This window comes from Rhizobium sp. Root483D2, assembly GCF_001426685.1.
Lineage (GTDB): Bacteria > Pseudomonadota > Alphaproteobacteria > Rhizobiales > Rhizobiaceae > Pararhizobium > Pararhizobium qamdonense.
On record NZ_LMFB01000001.1, the window covers coordinates 418,121 to 437,232 of the forward strand.

The window sequence follows — 19,112 nt, forward strand, 5'->3', positions numbered from 1 at the left end:
CCTCACCGTCACCTATCCGGATGGAACGACCGGAGCGGTCGTGGCGGGTCCCAATGGAAACTATACGATCACCTCACCTGGCGTGCAGACGACGGGAACGGTCACAGCCCAGGCCACCGATGCGGCTGGTAACGATGGACCGTCTTCCACGGCCGCCTATACCGACGCCGTCGATCCGGATGCGACAGCCACCATCACGGCGTTCACTGACAACCAGTCACAGCATATCGGCGATCTCTCGAATGGGGCGCTTACCAACGATGGTGAGCCTTTGTTGAAAGGCGATGTCAGCGGCCTTGCCGACGGGGATATTGTCAGAATCTACAGGGGAGCTGCCCTCATCGGTACTGCGGCTGTTGCCGGAAACACTTGGTCCTTCCAGCTCGCCGCGCTTGCTGATGGCACGCATACCTACGTTGCCGTGATCGCCGATCAGGCTGGCAACGAGGGTACGCCCTCCTCCCTCTTTTCATTGACAGTCGATACAGCCATCACACCCGGCACGCTGACGCTCGCCAACTTTACCGATACCGGAACGTCTGCATCCGACTTCCTCACGCAGGATACCGCCTTTGACCTCAGCCTTGCAGGCAGCGAGGCAGGCGCCGGTATCGTCTATCAGATCTCGGCCAATGCCGGGACAAGCTGGACAGCCACCACCTTAGCACAAGCGGGCCTCACCGACGGCGCCTATTTCTACAGGGCCGTCGTTACCGATGCGGCCGGGAATTCTGCTGCATCCAACAGCATTGCGGTCACAGTTGACAATACCGCGCCGGCTGCAGGCGCGATCACACTGACGGGGTATACCGACAGCGGGGCGTCCGCGTCCGACTTCATCTCTACCAACGCGACGTTCAATCTGTCGCTCAGCGGTCAGGAAGCGGCGGCGGGCGTTGCCTATAGCAGATCGACCGATGGGGGCGCGACCTGGACAGCCACGACATCAGCGCAGACCGGGCTTGCGGATGGACAGTACCAGTTCCGCGCTGATGTCACCGATGCTGCAGGCAATGCCGCAACCACCAATGTCTTTACGGTCACGGTCGATACAGCCATCACACCCGGCACGCTTTCGCTTTCCAACTTTACAGATACCGGCACGTCGGCGAGCGACTTCCTCACCCAGGATACCGCCTTCGACCTCAGCCTTGCAGGCAGCGAGGCGGGGGCAGCCGTCGTCTATCAGATCTCAGCCAATGCCGGGGCAAGCTGGACAGCCACCACCCCGGTTCAAGCGGGCCTCACCGACGGCGCCTATCTCTACCGCGCCGTCGTCACCGATGCGGCCGGCAATTCGGCCGCGTCCAACAGCGTTGCAGTCACGGTCGACAATACTGCGCCGGCTGCAGGCGCAATCACGCTGACGGGGTATACCGACAGCGGTACGTCCGCTTCCGACTTTATCTCCACCGACGCCACGTTCAATCTGTCGCTGAGTGGTCAGGAAGCGGCGGCAGGCATTGCCTATAGCAGGTCGATTGATGGCGGTGCGAGCTGGACAGCCACGACATCAGCGCAGACCGGGCTCGCGGACGGACAGTACCAGTTCCGCGCCGTCGTTACCGATGCTGCAGGCAATGCCGCAACCACCAATGTCTTTACGGTGACGGTTGCGGCGAATGCGCCGGTTGGAACGGCGGCCGTCAGCGGGATCAGCCAGGATGGGGCGTTGCTCGCGAATGACTTTGCCACCAATGATAACCAGCTCTTGATTTCCGGGACGAATACGGTGCTGCACAGCGGCGAGATTGTGCGGGTCTCGCTTGACAATGGCACGACCTGGCTGACGGCCACGCAAGCGTCCGCCACCACCTGGTCGCTTGACCGGACGGCGGCCACGGCCCTGGCCAATGGCACCCACACGTTCCTGGCGCGCGTGGAAAGCCTGTCGGGCGTCGTCGGAACGTCGTCATCGCAGGCCGTGATCATCAACAGCGCTGCCAATGCGCAGATGGTGCTGGATCTGAACGCGACGAGCGACAATGGCGCCAGCACGACGGACAATATTACCGGCCTGGTGACGCCTTCGATGACGGGAACGGTTTCTGGGCTGTTCTCAACCGAAGTGGCTGCGATCAATTCCGGCCGACTGAAGGCGACCCTGTTTGTCGATGGCGACAATGATGGTGTGATCGATGCGGGCGAGGTGATGCTCAGCGGTATCTCGATGACCGGCAGCGGCTCTTCGGCGACGTTCAATGTCAGCATGAATGCGCTGCCGAACGGCTCGTATAATGTGAAGACGGCGTTGATCGATACGGTCGATAGCGGCGTCAAGCTGGTTGGCCTGCTCGATGGCAGCGCTGTGCCGCGCCTGGTGATCGACACGGCGGGGACGCCAAGCACCGGCTTTTCCGCGACGGCCAATAGCGGCCTTGGGTCCTCGGCGAAAAATGTCGGCGATTTCAATGGCGACGGGTACGACGACTTCCTCGTCACCGCGCCGCAGCAGCTGACCTTGGGCGGCTCGACGTCCGGTTCGGCCTATATTCTCTACGGTTCGAGCACCGGGCTTCCCAACGTGTCTCTGGCGTCGCTCACTGCGGCGCAGGGTATCCGTGTCACCAACACCGACGGAAGAGGCGACGGCTATCCGCCCTATGCAGCCGCCTCGACCGGCGACCTCAACAATGATGGCTATGCCGATGTGGTGATGTCGTCGCATGTGAATGATGGCGGCGTGATCATCTGGGGACGCGGCGGCAATACGACCGCGAGCATCAATGTCAGCAGTTTCGGCAATACGGCGACAACCGACGGCACCTATTTCCATGGCAATTCCGCCTGGATCGGCGCCAGCGTCGCTGTCGGCGACATGAATGCCGATGGCTATGACGATCTGCTGGTCGGCGATATCTATAATGACAATGTCTGGGTCATTTTCGGCCACGGGGGTGCGCCCGGTTCCGCGTCATGGGGGAACTTTTACCTATCTGACGGCGCCGGGCTTTATACGATGGTCAACGGCGCCCCGGTTTCACCGCTTTCGACCTCGCTCTATATGCGCGTCACCGCCAGCGGCTCCAGCAGCTATGCGGATGAACTCGCGTCCAACACGACGATACTCGGAGACGTCAATGGAGACGGCATCAACGATTATCTGCTGACATCACCGCTCGCCGACGATGGCGCGGGCGATGCCGGGACCGCCTATCTGGTTTTCGGGAGCCGGACCCCTCTCAGCAGCAGCACAACGGGGATCGGGCTGGGAAGCCTTTCGTCCACGCAGATGATCAAACTGACCGGAGCACAGGCTTCTGAATGGCTGGGCGGCCGCGGTGAAACGAACGGTCCGATCGGCATGCTGTACAATCATCCCCAGGCGACGGCCAATCTCGGTGATATCAATGGCGACGGCATTGCCGACTTCGCCATCGGCTCACCGGGATGGGGCGACAGCAACAATGACGACTTCGGGGCCGGCCGCGTCTACGTGATCTACGGAAAGGCCAATGGCGTCGCCTGGAGCAATATCAGTCTCGCCACCTTGAACGGCACCAATGGTTTCATCCTGCAGAAACCTTCCGCCACCATCGCCTCCATAAATACGCTCGGCTACTCGATCTCCGGTCTGGGGGATGCCAATGGCGATGGCATCAGCGATTTCGTGGTCAGCGCTCCCAATGAAACCGTCGGGCTCAATGTATCCGCCGGTGCCGCCTATCTGGTCTATGGCCAGGCGGGCGGGTTCTCGGGAGCGTTCATGAGCGGCGGAGTGGCCGATCTCGATGCCATGGTCACCGGCGGCCGCGCGGTGAAATACACGGGCACGTCAGTGAACGGGCTTTTCGGTTCGGCGACGGCATTCGGGGATTGGAACGGCGATGGCTTTGCCGATGTCAGCATCGGCGAAAATCATGGCAGCACCGGCGCGCTCAATGGCGGAACCTACTATGCCTATTTCACCAACCCCGCCAATCTCACCCAATCCTATTCGCTCGGCAACGATATCCTGGCGGCAGGCGGAACCAGCGTCGGCTTCGGCGCACCCGTCAATGGTGTCGACCGGATCACCGGCGGGGCCGGCAACGACATCATCACCGGGATTGGCACCGACACGACCGGCACGACGGCAACATCGACGCTGCACGATGCGGTCTATGGTGCAGTTGGCGACGACACGATCGGCATTACCGGCACCAACTTCACGTTGATCGACGCCGGATCGGGCAACGATATCCTGCGCTTCGACAATGCGGTTGGGCTCAGCCTCGACCTAACAGCCTATGGCCTGAGGGTTCAGGGGTTCGAGCGCATAGACCTTGGCACCGGAGCCAATACGCTGGCTCTCAGTCTGGCCGATGTCCTGCGCCTTCCCGATCAAACGGGTGCATCCCTGCATCCGCTTCTGATCAACGGCGGAGCGGACGATACCGTAAACCTGGCAGAAGCGATCGGCACCGGCTGGGCGGATTCAGGAAACCAGACGATCGGCGCCGTCATCTACGACGTCTGGCACAATGCCACGATGGGGAGCAACACCAATGCCGACTTGCTGATCCAGCAGGGCATCAGCGTTGTTTGATCTGCTGCAAGGCGGCGTTTTTGCTGCCTTGCCTGCCCAGACGCAAGTCCGGGCAAACTGCGGGAACTGTACTGCGTCCGCAATTGCGTAAACACGAATGGGCAGAGCACGTCCGCATTTCACGGAAAGCGGACATGCTGCGGACACAACAGATTCGGAGACGCTTTTTGGGCAATATGCAGATTTCAGACTGTGTGCCGATCGCCGGCGGAACCCTTATTTTTCGGTCCCCGGCGATCCATTTTCAACGAACCTTTCGTCTTGTCATCGGGGAGACGTGCCGAAACTTCGCAGTGCGTTTGCTCCGTATCGCAAGCCCGCCCATGGTGGCCGCATTCTGCGCCATCAGCCTAGCGGGGTGCGAGACCGGTGCGACCGGCCCTGCGGCCAATCCGCCGGTCAACCGGCAAAGCCGAAACGCCAGCGAAGCTCTGCACACGGGCAGCGTGCGTGTTGTTGCCTCCAAGCCATCAGAGGCGCTGCGTATCAGGATCGACGGCATGAATCTCGCTGAAGCGATCGGCATCGCGATCTCCCGTCATCCGGATATCAGCCGTGCCAATGCCGTTGTCGCGCAAAGCGCATCTGAAGTGGCCATCGCCAGGTCCGCCTGGTATCCCGCCCTGACCTATAATGTGCAGCCGGGCTATGGCACGTTCGGCGGCGAGAGGAAGGCGGGGCTGCATGGTTCGCTCGGCGTCACGCAGCTGATCTACGATTTCGGCAAGACACCGGGCCAGGTTTCCGCCGCCAGCGCCACCCTGTCGCAACGCCGCCATCTTCTCAACGATACCACCGAAACGGTGGCCTACGAGACTGCAGCCGTGTTTGTCGAGCTTGCCGCCGGGCAGGATATGAAGGCAGCCGCAGCCCGGCAGGTAAAGGCGCTGCAGGATATTCACGCGAAGATCCGGCAACGGGTGCAGGCGGGCCTTTCCGACGCGTCCGACCAAAGCCAGGCGGATGTCGCCATCCAGCGCGCTTCGGCCGAGGGACTGAAAGCAGAGACGCGCTTTGACCTTTCAGCCGGAAAGCTCGCCGAACTCATCGGCGTGCGGCCGCAGCGGATTGCCAGTCTGGCAGGAACGCAAAAGCTTTTGCAAAGCCTCGGCGCCGAGGCCGGCAATATCGAGCAGACGCCTGCCATTCGTGCTGCGAGCGCCGCTGTGGACGCCGCAGACGCCCAGTTGCGGGTCGCAAAGGCCGATCGCTGGCCGTCGCTCGGCATCACCGCCAGCCAGAGCAGATCGAGCGCCTCGGATTCATCCGATGACAAGCCGTTCGTCGGACTGGCGATCAGCGGAGGCTTCTCGCTTGGCGGCCTGGCGCAACATAAAGTCGCCGCCGCAGAAGCGGAGAAACGCGCAAGCGCCCAGGCGCTCGAAAACCAGCGGCTCGTGACGCGCACCGCGCTCGGATCGGCCGAAACGGAGACGGCTGGCGCTGCCGCCCGTCTGGTCAGCTACAACAAGGTCATCGCGCTGACCCGATCGTCGCGCGATCTCTATTGGCAGGAATACACGCTCAACAAGCGCCCTCTCACCGACGTGATCAACGCCGAACGGGACGTCTACACCGCCGAAGGCGAACGCATCAATGCGGCGGCGGACGGCATAGTCTCGAAGATCAAGGCCTATGCGGCGCTCGGCCGGTTGACCGCGATGCTGAGCCAGAAAATGCGGGATCAGCCATGACCCTCACAGCCGCCGGAGAAGCGAAAGGCCCGCCTCAAAGTGGCGATCAAGAGGGCGAAGATCGGGACGGCGGGGATCGGGAAGATGCTGGCCGGCTCCGCGAGGGCCGGGAGGGCACAGCGGGGCCGTGGGTCGATGCGGTGCTGCTTGCAGCGCGTCATCTCGGCGTTGCGGTGTCGCCCGAGCTGGTGCGCAACTCTTCGGCCTGGGCCAGCCGCGCCGATAGCGGACAGGCCATCATCGACATTGCCCTCTCCGCCGGGCTTTCCGGCACTTTCGTCGAAATCCCGTTGCATGAAATTTCCCCGATCATGCTCCCTGCGCTGGTTGCAGTCAGCGATACGCATACCGGCGTCATCACCAGAATAGACGGCGACAGAGCGACCCTTTCGATCTGGATCGATGGCCGGGCGGTTGACTATACCGTGCCGTTGCAAAAGCTGGAAACCAAGCTGCCGGAGCGGCGGGTGCTCCTGGTGCGCGCGCGCGAGATCGTGCGGGATTCGCGGCTCGACCGCTATCTCAGCCAACGGCCACGCTCCTGGCTCACCGGTATTTTCACCAGCAATTGGCCGGTTCTGATTGAGCTTGGACTTGGCTCGCTTTTTGCCAACCTGCTGGCAATCGGCACCTCTCTCTTTGCCATGCAGGTCTGGGACCGCGTGGTGCCGGCGCAGTCGCTCAACACGCTGTGGGTATTAACCTCCGGACTGGTTGTGGCGCTCGTGCTGGAATTCCTGATCCGCACGGCGCGCCTTTCGATCGTCGATCATTTCGGCAAGCAGGCCGATCTGAAGCTTTCCGCGATGTTCTTTGCGCGCGTCCTCAACATCCGCAACGATGCGCGGCCGCGTTCGCCGGGCACGCTCATTTCGCAGCTGCGCGATCTCGAGCAGATCCGCGAGTTGTTGACCTCCTCTGCGCTCGGGGTGATGCTCGATCTGCCCTTCGTCGCCGCGTTCCTGTTTATCATCTGGCTGCTGGGCGGTCCTCTTGTCTTCGTTCCGCTTGCCGCCATCCCGCTTCTGATCATTCCCGGCGTGCTTGCGCAGCTGCCGCTTGCCCGCCTGTCGGCGGAGGGTTTGAGCGAGGCTGCCCTGCGCAACACCATCCTGATGGAATCGGTTTACCGGGCGGAGGATATCAAGATCCTGCAGGCCGAACCGCGCTTCCGCAGATTGTGGAACAGCACCAATCAGGTGAGCGGTGACATCGGGCTGAAGCAGCGTCAGCTCGGAGGCCTGCTGGTGAATTTTGCCCAGGCCGTGCAGCAGCTTGCCTATGCCGGCGTGGTGATTGCCGGCGTCTATGGCATCCTCGACGGCAGCCTGTCGTTCGGCGCGGTTCTCGCCTGCTCGATCCTCACCAGCCGCACCATCGCGCCGGTCGGTCAGATTTCCGGGATCCTCAGCCGCCTGCAGAACGCGCGCGCCGGCAAGAAGGGGCTGGATTCCCTTCTCGACCTTCCCGTCGATCACGATCCGGAAAAACACAGCTACCACAAGCCTGCTCTGGCCGGACGCTATCGCTTCGAAAACGTCGTCTACGCCTATGAGCCTGAGGCAAAGCCCGCCCTTATCATTCCGGGGCTGGCGATCGAGCCCGGTGAACGCATCGCGATCCTTGGCCGGGTCGGTGCCGGGAAATCGACTTTTCTCCGGCTTGCAGCGGGGCTGGCGACGCCGGGCAAGGGCAATATCCTGCTCGATGGCACGGCGATGGGCCTGATCGATATTGCCGATATTCGCCGCGATACCGGCGTTCTCCTCCAGGAGACCAGCCTGTTTTACGGCTCGCTGCGGGACAATCTCCTGATCGGCAACCCGCTTGCCTCGGACGGCCAGATTTTGGAAGCCATGCGGCTTTCCTGCGCCGATCAGCTTCTGCTCGATCAACCGCACGGGCTGGACCTCAAGCTGCGCGAGGGGGGAATTGGTCTGTCCGGCGGCCAGAAGCAGGCCTTGATGCTGGCGCGGCTGGTTTTGCGCGCTCCAAGCATCGTCATTCTCGACGAGCCGACAGCATCTCTCGATGAAGGGACAGAACTCCTGATCATCGAGCGCATGAAGGCCTGGCTTGGGGAACGCACGCTGATCGTGGCCACCCATCGTTTCGCCCTGCTCGCCCTGGTCGATCGTATCATCGTCGTCGATGGCGGGCGCGTCGTGCTCAACGGCGCCAAAGAAGAGGTCCTGCGGGTCCTGTCCGGCAAGGGTCCGGCGCAGCCCGCCAACAGGGCGAACCTGGAGCAGCTCCCATGACGGCTCTTTTGCCTTCGATCGATTATACCGGCGAGATACGTCGCGCCCGCTCGCTTTTGTGGCTGATCATGGCGTCGCTCGCCATCCTCTTCGCCTGGTCGGCTTTTGCCGAGCTCGACGAGGTCGCGATCGGCGAGGGCAAGGTCACGCCGGCCTCGAAGGGGCAGATCATCCAGAGCCTGGAAGGCGGTATCCTGGCGGAGCTTTCCGTGCGCGAAGGCGATATTGTCGAGGCAGGGCAGAATATCGCGACGCTCGATCCCGTCCTGGCGCGGGCTTCCATGGAAGAGGCGCTGGCCAAGATCGCTTCCCTCAAGGCAAGGGCGGCCCGCCTTGAAGCGGAAATGAACGATCAGACCGGCGTGACGTTTCCAGCCGACCTTCGCGAGGACATGCCGGTGGTGGAGCGCGAAAGGCAGCTCTTTGCCGCCAATCGCAGCGCGCTTGACGAAAACGTGGCCAATCTTCGCGAGCAGCTGCAACTGGCGCGCGACGAACTGGAAATTGCCGCGCCGCTTTTGAAGACCGGCGCTTCAAACCTGACCGAGGTGCTGCGCCTGCGGCAAAAGGTGGCCGAACTCTCGACGACGCTCGCATCCACCCAAAGCGAATATCGCGTTGCGCTGAAGGCCGATTTTGCCACGACCATGGCCGAGCTCGAACCGCTGTTGAAGGTCTGGGAAGGGCGCGCCGACCAGCTGCGCCGCACCGCCATCACCTCGCCGGCGCGCGGTATCGTGAAGGATATCCGCATTTCCACCATCGGCGGTGTCATGGGTCCGGGCGGGGAACTGATGGAGATCGTGCCATTGGGGGACCAGCTGCTGATCGAGGCGCGGCTCAGCCCGCGCGACATCGCTTTCATTCATCCCGGCCAGGCCGCAACGGTAAAGATCAGCGCCTATGATTCGGGCATCTACGGAACGCTGACGGCCAAGGTCGACCGGATTTCGCCGGATACGATCGAAGACAGCGTGAACAAGGGCAACTACTATTACCGTGTCTACGTGCTGACCGACCAAGCCTATCTGGAAACCAAGGACGGCAAGCAACACCCGATCATGCCCGGCATGATGGCGACCGCCGAGATCAAAACCGGGCGCAATACGGTCATGAACTATTTGCTGAAACCGCTGCACAAGGCTGGTGAAGCGATGCGGGAGCGGTAGCGCTCGACACAGTCGGCAAAGTGCGGCCTCGCCACGCCGCTGAAATCTGCCCCAAATTCGCTTCGGACATTGAAAAATACACGGCCGCTGCTAAGACCGGGCCATGTGGAAAGCTAAAGATTTAACATTTATCACGATGGCCGCAGCGGGCCTGACCTGCGACCGGCACCCTTATTCAAAAGAATATTTTCTGAGGGAATTTTCTGCGGCTGTTCTTGCGCCCCATTCAAGCCCGGCGCAAGCGACGCGCCCTACCCTGTCCCGATCACCGGCATGATGCCGGGCATAAGGGGACAATGACATGTCGAACATCACCGAATATTCCGCCGATACCAACGATGCAGCCATCGCACTTTTCCTGCAGGACGAGAACGGCGACAAGCTGACCGACATTCTGGTGGACGCGCTGGACGAAGCCTTCCGGATCCTGCGCGATGAGCTGGGTTCCAGCGCGTTGAACTGAGCCAGCAGCGCTTTTCAGACACTCCCCGACGCACGCCTGTCGTGTTGCATCTGTATGATCTCCCTGTACCGGGGCTCGATAACGAGCCCCGGCAAGATGGCTTCCATCACGGTCCGAGCCGGCGATTCCCTAACAAAGATGGTTAATTTTTTAACTATTTTACGGTTATCTGGGGAACGGTTCGGCGGGTTGACCGTTGATGCGAAAACCCGGGAGGACTTTCGATGATCAATCTTCTCATGACAAAGCGCGACGAAGCCGACGATACCGGCACCTTTGCCGATGGCGCATTCGATGTGCCTGCCATCGACTTAAAGGCGTCACCACGCCGCATTCGCGGCCATGCCGCCCATCAGCGCGACTATGGCCGCAACCGCACGATCGAGCCGATCCCAGCCGGATTTGCCTGAGCCATCCAGCTGGACGTTTTCGCTTCAAGCTGAAGCAAGTGACCACACTTAAGCGCGCGGCTTCAGCTTCATGTGACGGTTGACGTCCTTGTAAAGCAGATAACGGAATTTTCCGGGGCCGCCTGCATAGCAAGCTTGCGGGCAGAACGCGCGAAGCCACATGTAATCACCGGCCTCGACCTCGACCCAATCCTGATTGAGCCTGTAGACCGCTTTGCCTTCCAGCACATAGAGCCCATGCTCCATGACATGGGTTTCAGCAAACGGGATAACCGCACCCGGCTCGAAGGTGACGATCGTCACATGCATGTCGTGGCGCAGGTCGTTCGGATCGACAAAACGCGTCGTCGCCCATTTGCCTTCGGTCCCTGCCATCGGCGATGGCGCGATATCCGCTTCGTTGAGAAAAAGTGCGGTTGGCGCATCAAGCCCCTCGACGGCTTCATAGGCCTTGCGGATCCAATGAAACCGTACCGGCTGGCCGCTTGTGTTGCGCACCGACCATTGGCTTGCAGGCGGGATGAAGGCATAGCCGCCCGGGCGCAGCTGATGCGTGTTCCCATCGAGCGTCACGCTCAACTCGCCCTCGACGACGAACAGCACGCCTTCGGCGCCATCATCCAGCTCCGGCCGGTCGCTGCCGCCGCCGGGCGCGACTTCCATGATATATTGCGAGAAGGTTTCGGCGAAACCGGAGAGCGGCCGCGACAGGATCCAGAGCCGGGTGTTTTCCCAAAACGGCAGGAAGCTGGTGACGATATCCATCATCACGCCCTTGGGGATGATGGCATAGGCTTCGGTAAAGACGGCGCGGTCCGTCAGCAACTGGGTCTGCGCGGGCGCGCCGCCCTGCGGGGCATAATAAGTGCGGTTCATCTGCTTCCCTGAACGTTCGAATGAGCAGCCATGACGGCGGCAGGAGCCATCAGACACAGGAAATCATTAGCGCAACCCAGCGCCCAGATCACGCGGCAATTCCCTCCGATCTCTGGATTCAGTTTCACGTAGAAAGGGGAAATCAGCGAATACATCCACAACATGCGGCGCAGACCTTTTGCGCCTTGAGTACCGCTCTATCTACCTTGCGACACAATATTGGCTGGAATGGAATTGCATGGCGGAATTTTGGGGCACGGTGACGGAACTCTGGCGCTATCCGGTAAGCGCCCTGCGGGGCGAGCGCATCGATTGGGCGCCGCTGGATGCACATGGCGTCCTTCATGACCGTGGCTGGGGTCTGATCGACGCGGCCGGCAGTGTGGCATCGCCTGAAACCGAGCGCCGGTGGCGTTTCGTGCCGGATATGATGGCGCGCATCGGGAAAGATGGCATGGAGATCAATACGGATGGCGCAATATGGCTGCCCGTCCCATCGGATGCGGCCAATGCTGCCGCCTCCCAACGCGCCGGGTTTCCGGTCATGTTTCGCCCCTTGGCTACCGCGATGAATGCAGCGAACACTGACCAGATCGCACCGCGCTATGACCGGGGCCACCTGCATATCCTGACGACGGCGTCGCTGCTGAGCCTGGCAGAGCTGTTACCGCCAGACGTGCTCGCGGATGTCAGGCGCTTCCGGCCGAATATCGTCGTCGAAATGGACGAGGCCGGATCCGGCTTCCCCGACCGTCAACTGATCGGCAGGCAGCTTCGGATCGGCGACGCTCTGGTTTCTGTCAACGAGCCCTGCGAACGCTGTAGTTTTACAGCGCTTGCACAGGGCGACCTGCCCTTTGCTAAGGAGGTACTGCACACAATTGCGCGCCACGGCGGCGGCGGTTTCGGTATTCTCGCCGGTGTCGTCGAGGCGGCACCGATCAGGGAGGGCGACAGGGTCCGTGTTATTTGATGATCGTGCTGGGCGGGGTTGGGGTCGTCACCTCGCGAAGCCACTCCCGCCAGATCGACACGAGCAGCGCCATCAGCACCGGCCCGACAAACAGGCCAAGGAAGCCCATGGTCTTGACGCCGCCGACCAGTCCGAAAAATGTCGGCAGGAAGGGCAGCTTGATCGGACCGCCAACAAGCCTGGGGCGAAGCGTCTTGTCGACGATGAACAGTTCGACCGTTCCCCAGATGAACAGGGCAGCACCAGCCACCGGCGACCCGCTGGCCACCAGATAGATCGACACCAGCGTGAAACATAACGGCGCGCCGCCGGGGATAAGGGCCATTATGCCGGTGATGATGCCAAGCGTGACCGGGGACGGAACCCCCGCCATCCAATAGGCGATCCCCAGGACGATGCCTTCGCCAATCGCGATAATGCCCATGCCGGTCACGGTCGAGCTGATGGTCAAGGGAACGATGCGCGACACCCGCTCCCAGCGCATCGGCAGGATCCGCTCGCCGAGATGATCGAGCTGGGTCACGAGCTTTTCTCCATCGCGATAGACGAAGAACAGCGTGATGAGCATGAACAGAAGCGTCAGCATCGATTGGAAAGCCGATGCGCCGACGACGAGCACGCCGCGATAGATATTGCCGATATTGGACCCGCTGACGAGCTGCACCAGTTCGCCGAGCGCACCGGGATGGCCGACATATTTGCCCCATTGAACGCCCAGCCAGACGCCAAGACCGGGGATCTGCGTGAGCCAGACCGGCACAGGCGCGCCGGCTGCATTGGTCTCGATCGTCCAGACGGCCCAGTTATGGACCTCATCGACCGCATAGACGGCAGCAAGCGAGATCGGTGCGACGATGAATGATATCACTGCAATGATGGCAATGGTTGCGCCGATCGTCCGGTTACCGCCGATTGCGCCAAGCAGCCTGCGGTAGATCGGCCAGCTGGCAAAGCCGATAACGAGGGCGGCGAGCACCGGGACCAGAAAGCCGTGAAAGAAATAAACGCCTGCCAGGAGGACAAAGACGAGAAGCCAGCGCGCAGCCGCAATCGGGCCGACGAGCGCCGAGCGTTCATAGGACGCGCGGCCGAAAAGCCGAGGTTCCGATGGCAATTGATCCCGATCACGATTGCTCAGTTGCAAAAGGCGTTCCTCCAAGTGTCACACAAGATGACAGCAAAACCCACGGCTAGCCAGCATGTTTGCGTTGTGCATGGCAAACGCGTCAGCATGCGGCATAGGTAAGTATGGCCGTAGGGTCAACACAAGCGGATGACAAACGATTGTCAAAGGTGACGATCAACGGTCAAATGCGGCATCATGCCACTTTCAGGCCGCTGTCTTCTTCGACCGGTCGAGGAAGACAGACGACAGGAAGATGCCGATACCGGCCACTGCCATCATCGCGCCGACGAGGCCGGTCGATGTCCAGCCGTAACCGGCGGCAATGGAAAGGCCGCCAAGCCAGGCGCCAAGCGCATTGGCGAGATTGAAGGCGGAATGGCTGAGCGCCGCCGCCAGTGTCTGTGCCTTGCCGGCCACATCCATCAGCCGCATCTGGATGCCCGGCACGACGGCAAAACCGCCGCCGATCAGGAGAACGTTGATGACCGCCATCCAGGGTGTGTTCATGGTGAAATAGAACAGCACATAGGCGAACAGATTGAAGACCAGCGCAATGCCGATGGCCGGCATCAGCCGCCAGTCGGCCAGACGCGAGCCGGCGATATTGCCGAGGATCATTCCGGCGCCGAAAACCGATAGCAGGATCGGCACAGTTCCAAGCGACACGCGTGCGACCTCGGTCAAGGCTGGGGTGATGTAGCTGAAGACCGAGAACATGCCGCCACAGCCGATTGCGCAGATGCCAAGCGTCAGCCAGACCTGGGATTTGCCAAGGGCGCCGAGCTCCGTCAGCGGCGATGCTGACGGGTTGCGCCGGTCCTTCGGCACATAAAACCATGTCAGGACAACGGTCAGCACGCTGATGGCGCCGACGATGGCAAAGGCTGCGCGCCAGCCGAGCGCCTGACCGAACCAGGCCGCAAGTGGCGTTCCGACCAAGGTCGCGACGGTCAGACCCATCATGACGCGGCCGATGGCGCGCGCACGCTGATGCGACGCGGCCATGCCAGCGGCTACCAGGGCCGCAACGCCGAAATAGGCACCATGCGGCAGGCCTGCGAGAAAGCGGGCGGCGACCAGAAGACCGAAACTCCCGGCGGCGGCACTGGCCAGATTGCCGAGCGCAAACAGGCTCATCAGTGCCAGAAGCATGTTATGCCTCGAATACCGCGCGGCAAGCACTGCAATGAGCGGCGCGCCGACGACAACGCCGATCGCATAGGCGCTGATCACGTGGCCGGCATAGGGAACCGAGACCGAAAGATCACCGGCCACCTGCGGCAAAAGCCCCATAATGGCAAATTCGCCGGTGCCAATGCCGAAGCCGCCGACGGCCAGGGCCAGTTCTGCGCTGGACATGCCGCCCCAGCGGGCGGCCGGAATGGAAGAAAGAGCATCGTCTGACATGGGAAGACCTGCCTGGAGCCGCATCGGCCCAAAGGATTTTCGTTCTGAAATGGGAGGCCAAGGCCGATTTGGGAGGAGGATCTTGGCGGTATTGCAACGCAATATACCTTTTCGCGCTTGCTCGCAAAGGGATTGATGCGGAGGGATACCGCAAAATCTGGCCGCAGGCGCGCTGCGTATTGACGTTTACGTCAAGGTTATATAATTCGGAATAGTCTTGATGGCGTGCAGCAAAAGCCCCATCTTGATCGGGCGAAGGATCTGGAGGGATTGTTTCGCGCCTACGCACAGGCCTGCCGGAGACATGTTCGGACAGGGTTGTTCATGGACAAGGGAGAGACGGTGCGCTTTGTTTTCGTGGCGCAGCGCCGGACCGATGAGGGAGAGAGACGATGCCTGACACATTGATGCAGACCCCCGGCCCGCAATCGGCCAAACCCTGGCTGCAATCCTACCCCCCCGGCATGCCGAGCCATATCGATCCCCTGCCCTACAATTCGATCGGCGATCTCTTTGTGCAGTCTTGCAAAAGATATGCCGATCGCGCCGCCTTTACCTGCATGGGAAAGACGCTGACCTTTGCGGATCTCGAGGCGCAAAGCAGGAAGATTGGGGCGTGGCTGCAATCGACAGGCCTTGCCAAGGGTGATCGCGTCGCGGTGATGATGCCGAACATCCTGCAGAACCCGGTGATCGTCTTCGGTATTCTTCGGGCCGGCTATACGGTCGTCAATGTCAATCCGCTCTATACGCCGCGCGAGCTGGAACACCAGCTGAAGGATTCCGGCGCCAAGGCGATCTTCGTTCTCGAAAACTTCGCCCATACCGTAGAGCAGGTGGCGGCACGCACGGATCTGAAGCACACCGTCGTCGCCACCATGGGCGACCTTCTCGGGCTCAAAGGCCTGATCGTCAATATCGTCGTGCGCAAGGTGAAAAAGCTGGTCCCGGCCTGGTCGCTGCCAGGGCACGTGCCCTTCAGGGCCGTTCTTGCAAAGGGTGCCGGCCAGACACTCAAGGCGGTCGATGTGAAACCCGCCGACGTCGCCTTCCTGCAATATACCGGCGGCACCACCGGCGTCTCCAAGGGCGCGACGTTGACACATTCCAACCTGTTGTCGAACATGGCGCAAATGGGCCTATGGCTGGACACGGCCTTCTTGCAGAAGAAACGGCCGGAACGGCTGGTGTTTCTATGCGCCCTGCCGCTGTATCACATCTTCGCGCTCACCGTGAATTCGCTGATGGGCTTGAGCACTGGTGGTGAAAATATCCTGATCCCCAACCCGCGCGACATCCCGGCCTTCGTCAAGGAAATCGCCAAATACAAGGTCAATATCTTCCCCGGCCTCAACACGCTTTTCAACGCGCTGATGAACAATGCCGAATTTCAGAAGCTGGACTTTACCGACCTGGCCCTGACCTTTGGCGGCGGCATGGCAGTGCAGCGTCCGGTCGCCGAACGCTGGGAAGCCATGACGGGATCGCCGATCAAGGAGGGCTATGGTCTTTCTGAAACATCTCCGGTCGCCACCGCCAACCGGCTCGACGGACGCGACTTCACCGGCACGATCGGCCTGCCGCTGCCCTCCACCGATGTCGAGATCCGCGACGAAGACGGCAATGCGATGCCGCTTGGCGATATCGGCGAAATCTGCATCCGGGGGCCGCAGGTCATGGCCGGCTACTGGCAGCGTCCTGACGAAACCGCGAAGGCCATTTCCGATGACGGGTTTTTCCGCTCAGGCGATATCGGCTTCATGAACCCGGAAGGGCTGGTGAAGATCGTCGATCGCAAGAAGGATATGATCCTGGTTTCCGGCTTCAACGTCTTTCCCAACGAGATCGAGGAAGTGGCAATGACCCTTGCCGGCATTCTCGAATGCGCGGCGATCGGCGTGCCGGACGAACATTCCGGCGAGGCCGTCAAGCTGTTCGTCGTCAAGAAGGATCAGAACCTGACGGAGGCGGATGTCAAAAAGCATTGCATCGCCAACCTGACCAACTACAAGCGCCCAAGATTTGTTGAGTTCCGCACCGAACTGCCGAAGTCGAATGTCGGCAAGATCCTGCGCAAGGACCTGCGAGGGTAGGAGGTGGTCCCTTGTCAGAGTGCGGAAAAGCCGCTATTTTGGTGGAGTAGTGGCCGGAGCGCGAACTCCAGCCACTGTTTTATTATCTTAAGATATTGACCCGCACGGTGAGTGACCAGCTCGTGCGGGTTTTTCTTATGCCAAACGTGATGCTAAATGGTTGAAACCACATAGATCACCTCCACATTCGAGGACGGGGCTGTGTCCTGCTACAGTCCGGAAAGCCCATCCGTCCGGATGCGCCAGCTGGCATGGCGCTGCTGCTTTCGTCCCTGAACGAAACAACAATAATCCAAACGGCGCAATTCACAACCATAAGGTGACTCCAGGTTGTTTCATCAATGACGTGCTGCGGGTTTTTTAGCCTTCGCGTGAGGACAGGCTTGATTTGCTGAGGGCAAAGCGACTAGCTATCGCAACCCTTCCGCAACGCAAGGAACCTGCCATGAGCGCGCTTGTCGAACAGCTGAAATCCACCGTTTCCGACACCAACGCAACCGACATCCGGGCTGCTTTCGCCAGCGATCCCAAGCGTTTCGCCAAATATAGCGTGACCCTTGACGACATGCTGTTCGACTACTCGAAATGCGCCGTCAACGAGAAGGTGCTGGACGGGCTGGAGACGATCGCCAAGGCTGCCAAGGTGGCTGAAAAACGCGATGCGATGTTTGCCGGCGATATCATCAACATCACCGAAGGCCGCGCGGTGCTGCACACCGCACTGCGCAACCGGTCAAACACGCCGGTTCTGGTCGATGGCAAGGATGTGATGCCGGATGTCAACGCCGTGCTTGCGGCCATGGGCGTCTTTTCCGATGGCATCCGCTCGGGCGCTCTGAAGGGCGCAACCGGCAAGAAGATCACCGACGTCATCAATATCGGCATCGGCGGCTCCGATCTCGGCCCGGTCATGGCGACGCTGGCGCTTGCGCCCGATCATGACGGCCCGCGCCTGCATTTCGTTTCCAATATCGACGGTGCGCATATCGCCGATACGCTGAAGCTTCTCGACGCCGAAACATCGCTGTTCATTGTTGCATCGAAGACCTTCACCACCATCGAGACGATGACCAATGCCGCAACCGCGCGCGCCTTCATCGCCGAAAAGCTGGGCGAAGAGGCCGTCGGCCATCATTTCTGCGCCGTCTCCACGGCACTCGACAAAGTTGCCGCGTTCGGCATCGATAGCGACCGCATCTTCGGTTTCTGGGACTGGGTCGGCGGGCGCTATTCGATCTGGTCGGCGATCGGCCTGCCGCTGATGATTGCCATTGGCAAGGAGAATTTTGGGGAGTTCCTGGCCGGCGCGCATGCGATCGACAATCATTTCCGCACCGCGCCCTTGCGCGAAAACATCCCGATGCTGCTTGGCCTTCTCGGCTTCTACCATCGCAACGTGCTCGGCTATGCGACGCGCGCCATCCTGCCCTATGATCAGCGCCTGTCGCGCTTTCCCGCCTATCTGCAGCAACTCGACATGGAATCGAACGGTAAAGGCGTGACGCTGGATGGCACGCCGGTCGAGGGCAATTCCGGTCCGGTCGTCTGGGGCGAACCCGGCACCAACGGGCAACACGCCTTCTACCAGCTCATCCATCAGGGCACGAGCATCATCCCGGCTGAGTTCATGATCGCTGCCAACGGCCATGAACCGAACCTGCGCCACCAGCATCAGCTACTCATGGCCAATTGCCTTGCCCAGTCGGAAGCCCTGATGAAGGGCCGCACGCTGGAGGAGGCCAAGGCCCAGATGGCGGCCAAGGGTCAGGACAAGGATTTCATCGACCGTATCGCGCCGCACCGCGTCTTCACCGGCAACCGCCCGTCGCTGACGTTCGTTTATGACGAGATGACGCCCTTCACCTTCGGCCGCCTGATCGCGCTCTACGAACACCGCGTCTTTGTCGAGGGCGCGCTGTTCAATATCAATTCCTTCGACCAGTGGGGCGTCGAGCTTGGCAAGGAACTGGCAACGGGTCTGCTGCCTGTCGTTGAAGGCAAGGAAAGTGCTGCCGGCCATGATTCCTCGACTGCTGGGCTGGTTGCCGCGCTGTTGAAGGCTGGGAAATAACGGCTGTACTGACGCACCCGATGAATACAGGCTGAACGCAC

12 protein-coding genes are annotated in these 19,112 nt (G+C 61.0%); 9 read left to right on the forward strand and 3 right to left on the reverse strand.

Features of this window, described 5'->3' with window-relative positions:
• The 6 genes from ASD32_RS01965 to ASD32_RS01985 all read left to right on the forward strand — a co-directional run.
• Positions 1-4,528: Ig-like domain-containing protein (locus ASD32_RS01965; protein ID WP_200953540.1), on the forward strand; the 4,528-nt coding region annotated here is incomplete at its 5' end.
• A 323-nt stretch (positions 4,529-4,851) separates the two neighbouring features.
• Positions 4,852-6,222 (forward strand): TolC family protein, encoded by a 1,371-nt coding sequence (locus ASD32_RS01970; RefSeq protein WP_060636197.1) that lies wholly within the window; start codon positions 4,852-4,854, stop codon positions 6,220-6,222.
• Positions 6,219-8,483 (forward strand): type I secretion system permease/ATPase, encoded by a 2,265-nt coding sequence (locus tag ASD32_RS01975; RefSeq protein ID WP_082546592.1) that lies wholly within the window; start codon positions 6,219-6,221, stop codon positions 8,481-8,483. The genes ASD32_RS01970 and ASD32_RS01975 overlap by 4 nt, the downstream gene beginning before the upstream one ends.
• Positions 8,480-9,652 (forward strand): HlyD family efflux transporter periplasmic adaptor subunit, encoded by a 1,173-nt coding sequence (locus tag ASD32_RS01980; RefSeq protein ID WP_060636198.1) that lies wholly within the window; start codon positions 8,480-8,482, stop codon positions 9,650-9,652. Before ASD32_RS01975 ends, ASD32_RS01980 begins: the two co-directional genes overlap by 4 nt.
• A 301-nt stretch (positions 9,653-9,953) precedes the next feature.
• Complete coding sequence (locus ASD32_RS30210; protein WP_200953541.1) at positions 9,954-10,115, forward strand: hypothetical protein; 162 nt, start codon at positions 9,954-9,956, stop codon at positions 10,113-10,115.
• Between the two features lie 224 nt (positions 10,116-10,339).
• On the forward strand, positions 10,340-10,525 hold the full coding sequence (locus ASD32_RS01985) for a hypothetical protein (protein ID WP_060636199.1): 186 nt from the start codon (positions 10,340-10,342) through the stop codon (positions 10,523-10,525).
• 48 nt (positions 10,526-10,573) lie between these two features.
• Here ASD32_RS01985 and ASD32_RS01990 read toward each other — a convergent pair whose 3' ends face one another.
• Positions 10,574-11,401 carry a bifunctional allantoicase/(S)-ureidoglycine aminohydrolase gene (locus ASD32_RS01990; RefSeq protein WP_060636200.1) on the reverse strand — a complete coding sequence of 276 codons (828 nt, stop codon included), beginning with the start codon at positions 11,399-11,401 and terminating at the stop codon, positions 10,574-10,576.
• A gap of 238 nt (positions 11,402-11,639) precedes the next feature.
• On the opposite strand from ASD32_RS01990, the gene ASD32_RS01995 reads away from it, so the two are divergent.
• Positions 11,640-12,374, forward strand: coding sequence for an MOSC domain-containing protein (locus ASD32_RS01995; protein WP_060636201.1), 735 nt, complete (start codon positions 11,640-11,642; stop codon positions 12,372-12,374).
• On the opposite strand, the gene ASD32_RS02000 is transcribed toward ASD32_RS01995, so the two are convergent.
• A complete protein-coding gene (locus tag ASD32_RS02000) occupies positions 12,367-13,518 on the reverse strand; it encodes an AI-2E family transporter (protein ID WP_082546593.1) in 1,152 nt (383 codons plus the stop codon). The two genes, ASD32_RS01995 and ASD32_RS02000, sit on opposite strands and share 8 nt — an antisense overlap.
• Before the next feature lie 186 nt (positions 13,519-13,704).
• Positions 13,705-14,907, reverse strand: coding sequence for an MFS transporter (locus tag ASD32_RS02005; protein ID WP_060636266.1), 1,203 nt, complete (start codon positions 14,905-14,907; stop codon positions 13,705-13,707).
• 392 nt (positions 14,908-15,299) lie between these two features.
• Between ASD32_RS02005 and ASD32_RS02010 the strand changes: the two genes are divergently transcribed.
• Positions 15,300-17,000, forward strand: coding sequence for a long-chain fatty acid--CoA ligase (locus tag ASD32_RS02010; protein WP_060636202.1), 1,701 nt, complete (start codon positions 15,300-15,302; stop codon positions 16,998-17,000).
• 445 nt (positions 17,001-17,445) lie between these two features.
• Complete coding sequence (gene pgi / locus ASD32_RS02015; RefSeq protein ID WP_060636203.1) at positions 17,446-19,071, forward strand: glucose-6-phosphate isomerase; 1,626 nt, start codon at positions 17,446-17,448, stop codon at positions 19,069-19,071.
• Positions 19,072-19,112 lie beyond the last annotated feature (41 nt).

What these genes read in the sequence shown, in the direction of transcription:
- ASD32_RS01970 (WP_060636197.1), top strand. Translation starts at nt 4,852, where the DNA reads ATGGTGGCCGCATTCTGCGCCATCAGCCTAGCGGGGTGCGAGACCGGT.
- ASD32_RS01975 (WP_082546592.1), top strand. Translation starts at nt 6,219, where the DNA reads ATGACCCTCACAGCCGCCGGAGAAGCGAAAGGCCCGCCTCAAAGTGGC.
- ASD32_RS01980 (WP_060636198.1), top strand. Translation starts at nt 8,480, where the DNA reads ATGACGGCTCTTTTGCCTTCGATCGATTATACCGGCGAGATACGTCGC.
- ASD32_RS30210 (WP_200953541.1), top strand. Translation starts at nt 9,954, where the DNA reads ATGTCGAACATCACCGAATATTCCGCCGATACCAACGATGCAGCCATC.
- ASD32_RS01985 (WP_060636199.1), top strand. Translation starts at nt 10,340, where the DNA reads ATGATCAATCTTCTCATGACAAAGCGCGACGAAGCCGACGATACCGGC.
- ASD32_RS01990 (WP_060636200.1), bottom strand. Translation starts at nt 11,401, where the DNA reads ATGAACCGCACTTATTATGCCCCGCAGGGCGGCGCGCCCGCGCAGACC.
- ASD32_RS01995 (WP_060636201.1), top strand. Translation starts at nt 11,640, where the DNA reads ATGGCGGAATTTTGGGGCACGGTGACGGAACTCTGGCGCTATCCGGTA.
- ASD32_RS02005 (WP_060636266.1), bottom strand. Translation starts at nt 14,907, where the DNA reads ATGTCAGACGATGCTCTTTCTTCCATTCCGGCCGCCCGCTGGGGCGGC.
- ASD32_RS02010 (WP_060636202.1), top strand. Translation starts at nt 15,300, where the DNA reads ATGCCTGACACATTGATGCAGACCCCCGGCCCGCAATCGGCCAAACCC.
- pgi (WP_060636203.1), top strand. Translation starts at nt 17,446, where the DNA reads ATGAGCGCGCTTGTCGAACAGCTGAAATCCACCGTTTCCGACACCAAC.